Below are 13,337 nucleotides of genomic sequence, written 5' to 3'. Positions count from 1 at the left end.
GAAGAAAGGCCACGGCATGACCCGCTACCAGCGCATCCTGATCAAGCTGTCCGGAGAGAACTTCGGCGGTGGCGAGGTCGGTGTCGACCCTGTTGTGGTCGCATCGATCGCCAAGGAGATCGGCGCTGTCGCCGCCTCCGGCGTGCAGGTCGCGATCGTGGTCGGTGGCGGCAACTTCTTCCGCGGCGCCGAGCTCCAGCAAGCCGGCATGGACCGGTCCCGCGCCGACTACATGGGCATGCTCGGCACCGTCATGAACTGCCTCGCGCTGCAGGACTTCCTCGAGAAGGAGGGCGTCGACACCCGGGTGCAGACCGCGATCACGATGGGTCAGGTCGCCGAGCCCTACATCCCGCGCAAGGCCATGCGTCACCTGGAGAAGGGCCGCGTCGTGATCTTCGGCGCCGGTTCCGGCATGCCCTTCTTCTCCACGGACACCGTCGCCGCCCAGCGTGCTCTGGAGGTCCACGCCGAGGTCGTCCTGATGGCCAAGAACGGCGTCGACGGGGTCTACACCGCCGACCCGAAGAAGGACCCGACGGCGACGAAGTACGATGAGCTCACCTTCGGCGAGGCGCTCCAGAAGCAGCTCAAGATCGCCGACGCCACCGCGTTCGCCCTCTGCATGGAGAACAAGATGCCGATCGTGGTCTACGGCGCGGAGGACGAGGGCGCGATCTTCCGGATCGTCCAGGGTGAGAAGATCGGTACGCTCGTCACCGCCGGCTGAGCGGCACGAGCCCACACGCCACCCACACCCATAACCCTTACGAGCGCACAGGAGCATCCGGTGATCAACGACATCCTCAACGAGGCCGACAGCAAGATGGTGAAGTCGGTGGACTCCACGCGTGAGGACTTCGCCACCATTCGTGCCGGCCGGGCCACCCCGCAGATGTTCAGCAAGATCCTGGTCGACTACTACGGCACCCCGACGCCGATCCAGCAGCTCGCCTCGTTCACCAGCCCCGAGCCGCGGATCATCAACATCGCTCCGTTCGACATCGGCGCGATGGCAAACGTCGAGAAGGCCATCCGCGACTCCGACCTCGGTGTCAACCCGTCCAACGACGGCAAGATCCTGCGCGCGGTCTTCCCCGAGCTCACCGAGGAGCGCCGCAAGGAATACATCAAGCTCGCCAAGGAGAAGGCTGAGCAGGGCCGCGTCTCGGTGCGCCAGGTCCGCCAGAAGGCCAAGCAGAACCTGGAGAAGCTCGAGAAGGACGGCGAGGCCAGCAAGGACGACGTCACCGGTGCCGAGAAGCGCCTCGACGGCCTCACCAAGAAGCACACCGACGCTATCGACGAGCTGCTCAAGTCCAAGGAAGCCGAGCTGCTCGAGGTTTGAGCCTGTGACCCTGCGAGCGAAGCGAGCAGGGTCACAACGCGAAAAGATCGAGCGAGCGCAGCGGCTGAGCCTGCGAAGCCGCGAAGCGGGTCGAGATCTACCCGTACGCGAACGATCACGCCGAGATCAGATGCCCAGACTGCTGGCCCACCACCACCGACTGACGAATGGCTGAGCTTCCCGTGACCCAGACGCCGCCACCTCCTCCTTCTGCAGCCCCCGAGCCGCCGAAGAAGGACTACGGCCGCGCCGGCCGCAACCTGCCCGCGGCGATCGGCTCCGCCGTCGTCCTCCTGGTTGCGATCGCGCTGAGCCTGATGTTCGTCAAGACGGTCTTCATGCTGATCGTCGTCGGCTGTGTGGTGGCCGCGGTCTGGGAGCTCCACCGCGGGTTGATGGCCAAGGACATGGACGTCCCCGAGCAGCCGTTGATGATCGGCGGCACGGTGATGGTCCTGGTCGCGTACTTCCTGGGTTCCGACGCGCTGGTGACGGCCACCGCGGTGACCGCGCTGGTGATCATGCTGTGGGTGCTGCGGCGCGGCGTCGACGGCTACGTACGCACGTCCGCTGCGGCCGTCCTCACCCTGTTCTACCTGCCGTTCCTGGGATCGTTCGTCGCGCTCATGCTCGGCGAGGGCGGCGACTGGACCTCGGGCGGTCTCTCCGACGACGGCGTACGCGGCATCATCGTCTGGGTCCTACTCACGATCATGTCCGACATCGGCGGCTACATCGCCGGCGTCCTCTTCGGCAGACACCCGATGGCCCCGGTGATCTCCCCGAAGAAGTCGTGGGAGGGCTTCGCCGGCTCGGTGGTCTTCACCGTTGCCACGGGCGTCGGCCTGGTCGTGTGGCTGCTCGACGGAGCCTGGTGGATCGGCGTCGCGCTGGGCGTGGTCGCCTGTGTGATGGCAGTCCTCGGCGACCTGGTCGAGTCGGTCATCAAGCGCGACCTCGGCGTCAAGGACATGAGCCAGATCGTCCCCGGTCACGGCGGCCTCATGGACCGCCTCGACTCGCTGCTGGCGACCGTCGCCCCGGTCTGGCTGATCCTCCACTACGCCGTCTTCTAACTCTTTCTCGTACGTCACGAGCGCGCCGACCAGGTCCGTGGTGTCGCCGCGAAGCACTGGGAGCGTCGTCGTATCACACCCGCGACCCACGTCCGCCCGCGATTCTTTACCGAGGGCGCTCGGTGTTCGGCGCTACGGTTGAATCGTGACCCAGCGGCCCACGGACCTCGACGTGGACTCAGATCCAGATGTCGAGGCAGATCACGACCCGGAGGCGAAGCCCTCGGGGTCGGGTGGCGTGTGGGCGTGGCTGCACGACTCGCATCCCACCGTGGCAGCCCTGGTCGGGTTCTACATCGGCCTCGCCTACGCGATCCTGGTGCCCGGGACCTGGGGTGCTCTGCTGGCCTGGGTGGCCGGCCCGGAGCGGGCCGAGCAGCTGTTCCCATGGGTGGCGCTGACCCTGCTGGTGCCGCTTGCCCTGCTCATCCCGCGCAAGACCCGCCGGCTGGCCCAGTTCATCTGGCTGGGGATCATCCTCACCGTGCTGGTGGTGGTCGGAGTCGGTGCGCTGGTGTTCTGGATCCTGCTGAAGACGGGCTGACCGAGCCGCCCGGATCCAGGTTTAGCCGTACGCAGCACCCCGGTGGGACAATGGAGCGGTGACCGAGCCCGACCCCGTGACCGTACCGGCCCCGCACAGCCCCGAGGCCGAGGCTGCCGCGATGGAGGGGCGCCGCCTGCCGCTGGTGATGGCGCCGCCGAAGGGACGCGGAAAGCCTCCGCGCCACCTGGCCGACCTCGACCTGGCAGGCCGCCAAGAGGCGGCGAAGGAAGCCGGGCTTCCGGGGTTCCGGGCCAAGCAGCTCTCGGTGCACTACTTCGAGCGGCTGGTCGACGACCCCGAGCAGATGACAGACCTTCCGGCAAGCCAGCGCGAAGAGCTCGTCAAGACCTTCTTGCCCGACCTGATGACGCCGATCAGTCAGCAGGAGGCCGACAAGGGCACCACCCGCAAGACACTGTGGAAGCTCTTCGACGGTGCCCTGGTCGAGTCGGTGCTGATGCGCTACACCGACCGCGCCACGGTCTGCATCTCCTCCCAGGCCGGCTGCGGCATGGCCTGCCCGTTCTGTGCCACCGGCCAGGGCGGCCTCGAGCGCAACATGTCGACCGCCGAGATCGTCCACCAGGTCGTCGTCGCTGCCCGGCAGATGGCCAGCGGCGAGATCCCCGGCGGCCCCGGCCGTCTCTCCAACGTGGTCTTCATGGGCATGGGCGAGCCGATGGCCAACTACAAGGCACTGATGGGTGCAGTCAGAAGACTCACCTCGCCGGCTCCCGAGGGCCTGGGCCTCTCCGCCCGCCATGTCACCGTCTCCACCGTCGGCCTCGTACCCCGGATCAAGCAGCTCACCGAGGAGGGCATCCCGGTCACCCTCGCCCTCTCCCTGCACGCCCCTGACGACGAGCTGCGCAACGAGCTGGTCCCGATCAACACCCGCTTCTCGGTCGCCGAGACCGTCGACGCCGCCTGGAACTACGCCCGCGTCACGAAGCGCCGGGTCAGCATCGAGTACGCGATGATGCGCGGCATCAACGACCAGGCCTGGCGCGCCGACATGCTCGCCGACGTCCTCAACTCCTACGGCGACTGGGGCTGGGTCCACGTCAACCTGATCCCGCTCAACCCGACCCCGGGATCGAAGTGGACCGCGAGCGACCCGGCCGACGAGCGCGAGTTCGTACGCCGCCTCGAGGCCAAGGGCATCTCCACCACCGTCCGCGACACCCGAGGCCGGGAGATCGACGGCGCCTGCGGCCAGCTCGCCGCTCAGTCGGTGTCGTAACCGGATCAGGCCCCTGACGCGGGCCGGCGCTCGTGGCCGTGTCGGCCTCGGGTGCGGCGGTCTTCCTTCATCTCCGACTCGTAGAGGTGTCGTTTGCCCTCGACGAGGGTGTCGCGAGCCTCCTTCTCGAGGCGCTTGAACGTGGCGTAGTAGCCGTCGTCGTACTCCTCGACGATCTGGAACGTCCATCTGCCGTAGAGCACGTTGCGTCCGACGAGCTCGCGCTCGAACCTGTCCGCCAGCTCGGCGTGGCCGGCCTCGCGCAACTGCTGGACCCCCTTGCCGAGGGTCAGGTCGGCGGTGCCGGTGATGCGATGCAGTGCGTACAGATGACCGCGGGCGATCTCGATCGCTTCGAGTGCCTCGCTGATGGAGCCGAGCGCCTCGACGGTGAGGTCGTCGACGCCTTCGGGCCGGATGTGCTCCTCATCGGTGGTCATGCCGCGATCGTGGCAAACCGAACGGGCTTGCGGCAACCCATCTGCAGCCGCTGGCTCCTATCCGTTCGGCCTACCTGTCGCCCGGCACGGAGTTCTGGCCACAGGAGGTTCACCGATCCGTCAACCAAGTCGGGGACCACGTTGCCGGAGGGCGCTCACGATCAGAAACATGAGCATCAGCCTCGATCGGGTCCCGCTGGTCGCCGCCAACTCAGAGCCGCTCCGCGTCCTCATCGTCACGGAGTCGTTCCTGCCCCAGGTCAACGGCGTGACGAACTCCGTACGCCGCGTGCTGGAGCATCTCGCACTCGACGGCCACACCGTCGAGGTGGTGGCTCCCACCGGACCGGCGGAGTATGCCGGGTTCCCGGTGACCCGGACCCGCGGCGCCACGTTCTGGGTCTACAAGGACTTCCGCGTCGGGCTCGAGACCCGACGCAAGCTGCGCGCGGTGATGCGCCGGTTCAGCCCCGACGTCATCCACGTGGCCTCACCTGCCCTGCTCGGTCGGCAGGCGGTGCTGGTCGCCAAGGAGCTAGGCATCCCGAGCGTGGCGATCTACCAGACCGACCTGGTGGGCTTCTGGGACAAGTACCGGGCGGTCGGGGGTCCGCAGGCGGCCGCCATGCTCACCCGACAGGCGCACTCGGCCGCCGACCGCACCCTGGCACCGAGCTCGTCGGCGCTCACCCAGCTCGAGGGCCTCGGCGTACAGCGCACAGGCCTGTGGCCCCGAGGCGTCGACGTCGAGCTGTTCCACCCCAGCCGCGTCGATCACGACCTGCGTGCGGAGCTCGCACCGAACGGGGAGACGATCGTCGGGTACGTCGGTCGCCTGGCTCAGGAGAAGGAGCTGCACCTGCTCGCCGCGCTCGCCCGCAACCCGGTGTACAAGGTCGTGCTCGTCGGCGGTGGCCCGCAGGAGCGCGAGCTGCGACAGCTGCTGCCCGACGCCACCTTCCTGGGGGTGCTGCAGGGGGAGGAACTCGGGGCTGCATACGCCTCCCTCGACATCTTCGTGCACACCGGCTCCCACGAGACGTTCTGCCAGGCGGTCCAGGAAGCGCTGGCCTCCGGCATCCCCGTGGTCGCGCCGCGTTCGGGTGGGCCGCTGGACCTGGTCGCCGACGGCGTCACCGGGTTCTTCTACGATCCGGGCAGCCGAGACGATCTCGGTTCGCACGTCGCGCTCCTCCACAACGACCCGCAGCTACGGCTACGGATGGGACGCGAGGCCCGCAAGAGCGTCGCGCACAAGTCCTGGGGCTCGGTGAACGCGGCCCTGGTGGACCACTACCGAGACGTCATCAGGGCGCGCTCGCTGGCCTGATCTCTGGCCTGATCTCTGGCTTGATGACGTCGAGCACCTCCTCGGCGGTGTCGACTAGGTGGACGTACGGCTCCATCGCACGCCCACGCGCGAGCGCCTGCAGCAAGGGCCAGACCGGCAGCGTCTCGGTCCAGTAGCGCCGTCCGACGAGCACCATCGGCGCGATCGCGCTCGCGTCGGCGTAGTAGTTCTCGCAGGCGTCCTGGAAGATCTCCTGCACGGTTCCGCCCGCGCCCGGGAGGAAGACGATGCCGCCGTCGCAGACCTCCAGCAGCACCGCCTCGCGGGTGGCGTTGCGGAAGTACTTCGCGATCGCGCCGGCGAACACGTTGGGCGGCTCGTGCCCGTAGTGCCAGGTCGGGATCCCCAGCGACCTCCCGGGCCTGCCCTCGACCTCGTCGCGTACGCCGAGGGCCACCTGTGCCCAGGCCCGGATCGAGGGCCGGAACGACGGCACCGCGGCCAGCTTCTCGAGCGCGTCCTCCAGCGTCGTCTTCGGTGCGCCGGCGAGGAAGGCCCCCAGGTTGGCCGCCTCCATCGCACCCGGACCCCCGCCGGTGGCGATCACATGGTGGTTCGCGAGCTGCTGGGCCAGAAGGGCAGCGGTCGCATAGTCCGCCTCGCCCCGCTGCAGCGCGTGCCCGCCCATCATCCCGACGATCCTGGTTCCCTCGTCGCGTCGGGCCCGCACCCACGCCTCGAGCGCGGCGTCGATCGCGTGGTCGTGGAGAGTGATCGCGAGCTCGTCGTCGGCGTCGAGCGGTTGCTGCAGCCAGGCGTACGCCCTGGCGTCAAGGCTCCGCGCATAGACGGGATCGTCGTAGAGCTCCTCGGCGGTGTAGAGCCTGGAGCGGTAGGTGTCCACGGGTGTCTCGGGGATCACCGGCATCACCAGTGCGCCCTCGTCCTCGGCGTAGTCCTTGTCGCCGGAGGCGAACCTGCACCCCAGGAACGTCGCCCCCGCGAGCTCGGCGTCCCGCAACGCGGTGGAGCGCGAGGTGAGGTCGACCGATCGCAATCGCCACCCGCGCAGGCTCCCCGCTCCTGCCGCCAGATGCCCGTCGAGCTCCTCGACCGACTCGATGTCGACATGCCGTCCCCGGTGATGCTTCATACCGAGAAACCTACCGACTCACAGTGGCCAGGAGACCCCGGTCATCGCCTCGGACTCCGCCCACAGCTTGCGGGCCAGGTCGGGATCGGAGGCGATCGCGGTGCGCCCGACGAGCGTCGGGCTGCCGCGGTACTCGCCGAGCCCGTCGGGTCCGACATAGCTTCCCGCCGGAAGATCCTGGCCGGCCGCGTACAGAGTCGGGAGGGCGCCTGCCTCGGCCGACTGCGCGACGACCCGGTTGCCGAGCGTCATGAGGGCGTGCTTGAGGCGGTTGCCGGTGTGGCTCTGCAGGTTCGTGGCGGCGTAGCCCGGGTGGGCGGCGTACGCCCGGATCCCAGTGCCCTCCAGACGTCGCTGCAGCTCGAGGGTGAAGAGCAGGTTGGAGATCTTCGACTGTCCGTAGGCCTTCTCCGGCTGGTAGTCGCGCCGCTCCCAGTTGAGGTCGTCGATGTCGAAGCCGCCCCAGCGGTGGGCCGAGGAGGCGACCGTGACGACGCGGTCGGTGATGTGGGGCAGGAGCAGGTTGGTGAGCGCGAAGTGCCCGAGGTGGTTGGTGGCGAGCTGGCTCTCGTAGCCGTCGGTCGTGAGACGCTTCGGCACCATCATGATCCCGGCGTTGTTGATGAGTACGTCGATCTTCCCCTCCCATGCGTCGGCGAACTGTCGCACCGAGCTGAGGTCGGCGAGGTCGAGCGACCGCACCTCCGTCTTGCCTCCGATCGCAGTGGCCACCTCCTCGCCGGCGGCCGTGTTGCGTACGGCCAGGACGACACGGGCACCCTTCGCGCTGAGCTCGGTGGCGACGATGCGGCCCAGACCGCTGGTCGCGCCGGTGACGATCACGGTGCGGCCCTCGAAGGACGGCAGCCGATCGGTTGTCCACTTCTGTTCGGTCATGGATTCAATCTAGACGCTGACAAGAATCTTGACAATGCCAATATCAGTGAAATCTCGATAGGGTGTGCCCTGATGACCGAGACGATGCCCCGCTACCACCACGGCGACCTGCGCGCCGCGGTGCTCCGCCGTGCGGAGGAGGTGCTGCGTGAGTCGGGCACCGATGCGCTCTCGCTACGCGCCATCGCCCGCGATCTGGGCGTGAGCCACGCCGCGCCGAGCGCCCACTTCCGCGACAAGAACGCGCTCTTCGACGCGCTCGCGGTCGCGGGGTTCCGGCGGCTGGGCGAGGTGATGGATGCCGCGTTGGCCACCCGCGGCTCGCTGACCGACGACCTGGTGACCTTCGCCTCGGCCTACCTCGAGTTCGCCACCGACAACCCGGCGCTGCTCTCGGTGATGTTCGCGCGCAAGCACAGCGAGACCGCCGGCGCCGAGATCGCCGAGGCCGTCGCCGCCGCCTTCGCTCACCCCACCGCGCTGCTCACCGAAGGCCAGGCCCGCGGTGAGGTCGTCGACGGTGACCCGGAAGTCATCGGGGTCACCGTCCTCGCCGCGCTCCAGGGCCTGGCCACCTTCGTCGGCTCCGGCTTCGTGACGCCCGAGCAGTCACAGCGGATGCTGCGCGACGTCGTCGCCACCCTGATGCGCGGCCTGGCGCGCTGAACCGCCGCGCTGTGCTGCCAGGAGTGCGCCATCGCGCACTCCTGGCAGCACAGCGCGGGCTCAGAAGGCGTGCGCCATCAGGTCGGCGTAGACCTCTTGCTCGTCCACCTCCAGGCCCTTGGCCTGGAACCACTTCGCCACGTTGGCGATGTCGCGGAGCAGGAAGTCGAAGCCGAGGGGGTTGCCGACCAGGTCGATGATCTGGGGCAGGTCGATGATCACCAGCCGGTCGTCCTGGGCCAGGATGTTGTAGGGGGAGAGGTCGCCGTGGACCATCCCCGCCTGCACCATCGTGGCCAGCGAGTCGACCAGCCCGTCCCACCACATCTCCAAGACGTGCCGCTCAGGTCGGGTCTGGGCGAGCCGTGGCGCCGTCTCGAGCTCGCCGTTGCCGCCGTCGACCGCGATCCACTCCATCAGGATCTCGGTCCCGTCGATCTGCACGGGATAGGGGACCGGGAGACCGAGGTTCCAGCAGCGTACGAGCGCGTTCCACTCGGCATTGGCCCATTCGGCCTTGGCGACCTCGCGGCCGAAGGTCGAGCCCTTCTTCAGAGCGCGCTCGTCACGCGAGCGCTTGACCGAGCGGCCCTCGGTGTAGGTCGCGGCCCGGTGGAAGGTGCGATGGTCGGCGTCGCGATAGCGCTTGGCCACCATCACTGCCTCGTGCTCCGGCTCCAGCGGGTCGGCGCGGACCAGCAGGAAGGCGTCGGCCTCCTTGCCGGTCTTGAGGATGCCGAGCTCGGTGTCGATGGCGCCCTGGGAGGTCACCACCCAGTCGGGGCGCGGCTCCGGTCCACGGGAGAGCGGCTCGACCGAGAGCCAGGTGGACCAGCGTTGTCCTTCGTCCAGGTCGTCGTCGTACGCCTGGAAGTCGAAGATGAAGTTCGGGTCGATCCCACCGATGGGATCAGCGGAGAGATTCTCCTGAGTCACTACGGGTGCTCCTGATGCGAGAGATGTGGTCTGTGGGCAGGCACAGGACAACGACAGTCATGGTCTGCTCCTCTCGATCAAGGGCGCCTCAAGGACGAGGTACGCCGGTCGCGGTCCATGGTGGCGGACCGCGACCGGCGTGTGCAACCGGTTTATCCGTCGGGATCAGTGGCCGCCGACCAGCGGGGCGACGGCGCGGGCGACCAGGGAGGCCTTGCCGGTCGCGGACTCCTCCGCGTCTGCTGCCGTCATCGCGCGCAGCCCGGCGTTGACGCCGAGCCAGCGCAGGGGCTCCGGTTCCCAGCGGGGTGAGACATGGCCGACCCAGGGGAGTGCGGTGAGATCGGAGGGGGTGCCGAGGATGAGGTCGCGCAGCGTACGCCCGGCCAGGTTGGTGGTCGCGACGCCGTCGCCGACGTAACCGCCGGCGTGGGCGAGCCCGCTGCTGGGGTCGTAGCCGACCGAGGCGTGCCAGTCGCGCGGGATGCCGAGCACGCCGCCCCATCGGTGGGTGACCTGGTGGCCGCGTATGGCAGGGAACATCTCGATCAAGGTTGTCAGCAGGCGACGGTGGGTGCGCAGGTCGGAGGCGTCGGCGTGGGTGATCTTCGACCCGAAGGAGTACGGAGCGCCGCGCCCGCCGAAGACCAGCCGGTCGTCCGCGGTGCGCTGACCGTAGATCAGCAGGTGCCGGCCGTCGGAGAAGGTCTCGCGCTCCTCCAGGCCGATGCTCGACCAGACCAGGTCGGAGAGCGGCTCGGTGGCGATGATGAGGGAGCGCACCGGGATGACCTCGCGCTCCATGCCGGCCAGGGTCGGGGTGTAGCCCTCGGTGGCGCGTACGACGACGTCGGCGGAGACCACGTCGCGCTTCGTCCTCACCAGGTGTGGTTCGATGGCGATGACGGGAGTCTGCTCATAGATCGTGACGCCGCGGGACTCGACGACACGGGCCAGGCCGCGGACGAGCTTGGCCGGGTGGAGCGCGGCGCAGTCGGGGGTGTAGGTCGCGCCCAGGGTGTCGGTCGCGGCGAGGCGCTGCTCGGCGCCGGTCCGGTCGAGGAGGGCGAGCTCGGCCTCGCCGAGACCCCAGGACCTGGCGTGCTCGACCTCGGCCCCCGCGCGCTCGAGCTGTGCCTGCGTACGGGCCAGGGTGATCGTGCCGCCCTTGGTGATGTCAGCCTCGATGCCCTCCTCCTCGGCGACGCGGATCACCTCGTCGACGGTGGCGCGCATGGCGCGATCCTGGGCGAGCGCTGCCTCCCGGCTCGAGCCCGCCGCGACCTTGTCGAGCGAAGCGGGAAAGAGGGCCGAGCACCAGCCACCGTTGCGGCCTGATGCCCCGAACCCGGCGACTTCGGCCTCGAGGATCGCGATCCTCAGCTCGGGCCGGGCCTCGGTCAGGTAGTAGGCGGTCCACAGTCCGGTGTAGCCGGCGCCGACGATCGCGACGTCCACCTCGAGGTCGCCCATCAGCGCCGGTCGCGGCTCCCAGGAGTCGCCCGCGGTCTCGTGCCACAGGCTGATGTCGGCGTACCCGCTCACCGGCTCGCTCACCTGACTCCCCAGGCGTAGGTTTGCTTGTGCAGGTGGAGGTACATGAAGGTCTCGGTGCTCACCACGCCGTCGATCGCGCGGATCTTGCTGGAGATGAGGTTGAGGAGGGCCTCGTCGCTCTCGGCGACGACCTCGACGAGCAGGTCGTAGGAGCCGGCGGTGATGACGATGTAGTCGACCTCGTCGAGCTTGCCGAGCTCGTCGGCGATCCCCTCGACCGGCCCGGAGGTGCGTACGCCGATCATCGCCTGCCGTGCGAAGCCGAGCTCGAGCGGATCGGTGACCGCGACGACCTGCATGACGCCGCTGTCGACGAGGCGCTGTACGCGCTGTCGGACCGCCGCCTCGCTCAGGCCGACCTCCTTGCCGATCGCGGCATAGCTGCGCCGGCCGTCCTGCTGCAGCTGCTCGATGATCAGCTTGTTGACCTCATCGAGGTGAGCGCCCCCGTTGTGCTTGCGAGTCATGGGGCCAGTCAACCTTTTGCTACTGGTCCCTTGCAACGAAATCCGTCGTGTGTGGCGAACTATTTACATGATTCCGTATCTAATGGGTGGTTTCGGGCGTGCAGACTTGCCATAGTTGGCAAGGTGAGCCATGTGTCGCTGACCGATGCCAAGCCAGCCGTCTATTGGCTGGACGACCCCGGGAAGCCTGCGCCGTCGCCGCCACTGGTCGGAATGGCCGAAGCCGACCTGGTGGTCGTCGGCGGCGGCTACTCGGGGCTGTGGACGGCGCTGCTGGCCAGGACGCGGTTTCCGTCGTGGTCGGTGATGGTCCTCGAGGCCGGGCAGTGCGGTGACCAGGCCTCGGGGCGCAACGGCGGCTTCGCCGAGGCGTCTTTGACGCACGGTTTCTGGAATGGGCTGGAGCGCTGGCCAGACGAGCTCGCGACGCTGGACCGCCTCGGTGAGGAGAACCTCGCCGAGATGGCCGCCACCATCGAGGAGCACCGCATCGACTGTGACTGGCAGATGACTGGCGCCCTCAACGTCGCCACCCGCCCGCACGAGGTCGACGACCTCGCCGAATGGTCGGCAGCGTTGTCCGAGCACGGCATCAAGCACCGGCTGCTGGACGAGACCGGTGTGCGGAAGGAGCTTCGCTCGCCGACCTATCTCGGTGGTCTGGAGGTGCTCGGCGACACGGCGACGGTCGAACCGGCGCGACTGGCGTGGGGACTGCGGCAGGCCTGTCTGGACGCGGGTGTGGTGATCCACGAGGGTTCCGCGGCGACCGGCCTCGCCCGCGACGGGGCCGGAATGAAGGTGTCGACGATCATGGGGTCGGTGCGCGCTGGTCGAGTCGCCTTGGCCACCAACGCCTTCCCGCCGCTGCTGCGGCGGCTGCGGATGATGACGGTGCCGGTATACGACTACGTACTCATGACCGAGCCGCTCACAGCCGAGCAGCTCGCCTCGATCGGCTGGACGAACCGGCAGGGCGTCAGCGACTCCGCCAACCATTTCCACTACTACCGCCTGACCAGGGACAACCGGATCCTCTGGGGCGGGTACGACGCGATCTACCACTTCGGCTCGAAGATCTCACCGGAGCTGGAGACCGGGGCGACGCACGACCGCCTCGCCGGTCACTTCTTCGAGACCTTCCCGCAGCTGGCTGGCCTGCGCTTCACGCACCGCTGGGCCGGCGTGATCGACACCTGCACCCGCTTCTCCGCCTTCTTCGGGAAGGCCTACGCCGGCCGCGTGGCCTACGCCCTCGGCTACACCGGTCTCGGCGTCGGGGCCACCCGCTTCGGCGCCCAGGTGATGCTCGACCTGCTCAGCGGTGAGGAGACGGAGCGTACGTCGCTGGAGATGGTGCGCTCCAAGCCGTTGCCGTTCCCGCCGGAGCCGGCGCGCTATGCCGGGATCCAGATGATGGTCCGGTCGCTGGGTAAGGCGGATGTCAATGGTGGTCGGCGGGATCTCTTCCTGCGGACGATGGATCGGCTGGGGCTCGGGTTCGACTCCTGAATGGGGTTGGGGCAGGCTCTTGGGGTTGGGCGTCTTTGTTGGGTTGGGGCCGCCGACCCTGTTTGGATGGTGTTCTCGCCGTGTCCCGGAGTCAAGGACGGCCTTTGGCCGCCGGCTTCGCCGGTCGCCTTCGGCGATCCTGAAGCGCCCCAGGTTCTCTGCCGCCGCTATACGGGTTGTTGCTCTCGGTTGAGAGCTTCATAG

The 13,337-nt window shown here is 68.5% G+C and carries 14 protein-coding genes; 8 read left to right on the top strand and 6 right to left on the bottom strand.

Annotation, left to right across the window (positions count from 1 at the left end):
- Positions 1 to 16 precede the first annotated feature (16 nt).
- The 5 genes from pyrH (at position 17) to rlmN (ending at position 4,214) form a co-directional block, all read left to right on the top strand.
- Entirely contained in the window at positions 17 to 730 is a 714-nt protein-coding gene (gene pyrH, locus IEY84_RS13530; protein WP_183546385.1) for a UMP kinase, read from the top strand.
- A gap of 63 nt (positions 731 to 793) precedes the next feature.
- Entirely contained in the window at positions 794 to 1,348 is a 555-nt protein-coding gene (frr, locus tag IEY84_RS13525) for a ribosome recycling factor (protein ID WP_229788707.1), read from the top strand.
- 167 nt (positions 1,349 to 1,515) lie between these two features.
- Positions 1,516 to 2,424 carry a phosphatidate cytidylyltransferase gene (locus IEY84_RS13520; protein WP_183546381.1) on the top strand — a complete coding sequence of 303 codons (909 nt, stop codon included), beginning with the start codon at positions 1,516 to 1,518 and terminating at the stop codon, positions 2,422 to 2,424.
- A gap of 145 nt (positions 2,425 to 2,569) precedes the next feature.
- Positions 2,570 to 2,968, top strand: coding sequence for a hypothetical protein (locus tag IEY84_RS13515; RefSeq protein WP_183546379.1), 399 nt, complete (start codon positions 2,570 to 2,572; stop codon positions 2,966 to 2,968).
- 121 nt (positions 2,969 to 3,089) lie between these two features.
- Entirely contained in the window at positions 3,090 to 4,214 is a 1,125-nt protein-coding gene (gene rlmN / locus IEY84_RS13510; RefSeq protein WP_183547090.1) for a dual-specificity RNA methyltransferase RlmN, read from the top strand.
- A gap of 5 nt (positions 4,215 to 4,219) precedes the next feature.
- Here rlmN and IEY84_RS13505 read toward each other — a convergent pair whose 3' ends face one another.
- Positions 4,220 to 4,654: a hypothetical protein gene (locus IEY84_RS13505; RefSeq protein WP_183546377.1), complete on the bottom strand. Its 435-nt coding sequence runs from the start codon at positions 4,652 to 4,654 to the stop codon at positions 4,220 to 4,222.
- Between the two features lie 169 nt (positions 4,655 to 4,823).
- On the opposite strand from IEY84_RS13505, the gene IEY84_RS13500 reads away from it, so the two are divergent.
- On the top strand, positions 4,824 to 5,984 hold the full coding sequence (locus IEY84_RS13500) for a glycosyltransferase family 4 protein (RefSeq protein WP_183546375.1): 1,161 nt from the start codon (positions 4,824 to 4,826) through the stop codon (positions 5,982 to 5,984).
- Here IEY84_RS13500 and IEY84_RS13495 read toward each other — a convergent pair.
- Both IEY84_RS13495 and IEY84_RS13490 read right to left on the bottom strand, forming a co-directional pair.
- Positions 5,962 to 7,098 carry an LOG family protein gene (locus IEY84_RS13495; RefSeq protein WP_183546373.1) on the bottom strand — a complete coding sequence of 379 codons (1,137 nt, stop codon included), beginning with the start codon at positions 7,096 to 7,098 and terminating at the stop codon, positions 5,962 to 5,964. The genes IEY84_RS13500 and IEY84_RS13495 overlap by 23 nt on opposite strands.
- 18 nt (positions 7,099 to 7,116) lie before the next feature.
- A complete protein-coding gene (locus tag IEY84_RS13490) occupies positions 7,117 to 7,995 on the bottom strand; it encodes an oxidoreductase (RefSeq protein WP_183546371.1) in 879 nt (292 codons plus the stop codon).
- Positions 7,996 to 8,067: 72 nt separating this feature from the next.
- On the opposite strand from IEY84_RS13490, the gene IEY84_RS13485 reads away from it, so the two are divergent.
- Positions 8,068 to 8,661 carry a TetR/AcrR family transcriptional regulator gene (locus IEY84_RS13485; RefSeq protein ID WP_183546369.1) on the top strand — a complete coding sequence of 198 codons (594 nt, stop codon included), beginning with the start codon at positions 8,068 to 8,070 and terminating at the stop codon, positions 8,659 to 8,661.
- 60 nt (positions 8,662 to 8,721) lie between these two features.
- Here IEY84_RS13485 and IEY84_RS13480 read toward each other — a convergent pair whose 3' ends face one another.
- The 3 genes from IEY84_RS13480 to IEY84_RS13470 all read right to left on the bottom strand — a co-directional run bounded on the left by IEY84_RS13480 (position 8,722) and on the right by IEY84_RS13470 (position 11,621).
- Positions 8,722 to 9,597 (bottom strand): serine protein kinase RIO, encoded by an 876-nt coding sequence (locus IEY84_RS13480; RefSeq protein WP_183546367.1) that lies wholly within the window; start codon positions 9,595 to 9,597, stop codon positions 8,722 to 8,724.
- 165 nt (positions 9,598 to 9,762) lie between these two features.
- Positions 9,763 to 11,154 carry an NAD(P)/FAD-dependent oxidoreductase gene (locus IEY84_RS13475; protein ID WP_229788655.1) on the bottom strand — a complete coding sequence of 464 codons (1,392 nt, stop codon included), beginning with the start codon at positions 11,152 to 11,154 and terminating at the stop codon, positions 9,763 to 9,765.
- Positions 11,151 to 11,621, bottom strand: a complete 471-nt coding sequence (locus IEY84_RS13470; protein WP_183546365.1) for an Lrp/AsnC family transcriptional regulator — start codon at positions 11,619 to 11,621, stop codon at positions 11,151 to 11,153. Before IEY84_RS13470 ends, IEY84_RS13475 begins: the two co-directional genes overlap by 4 nt.
- A gap of 132 nt (positions 11,622 to 11,753) precedes the next feature.
- On the opposite strand from IEY84_RS13470, the gene IEY84_RS13465 reads away from it, so the two are divergent.
- On the top strand, positions 11,754 to 13,133 hold the full coding sequence (locus IEY84_RS13465) for an NAD(P)/FAD-dependent oxidoreductase (RefSeq protein ID WP_229788653.1): 1,380 nt from the start codon (positions 11,754 to 11,756) through the stop codon (positions 13,131 to 13,133).
- Positions 13,134 to 13,337 lie beyond the last annotated feature (204 nt).

Origin of the sequence: Nocardioides albus (assembly GCF_014648255.1) — a bacterium.
Lineage (GTDB): Bacteria > Actinomycetota > Actinomycetes > Propionibacteriales > Nocardioidaceae > Nocardioides > Nocardioides albus.
Note: the sequence above shows the minus strand (reverse complement) of the source record. Positions and strands in the feature narration are given on the sequence as shown.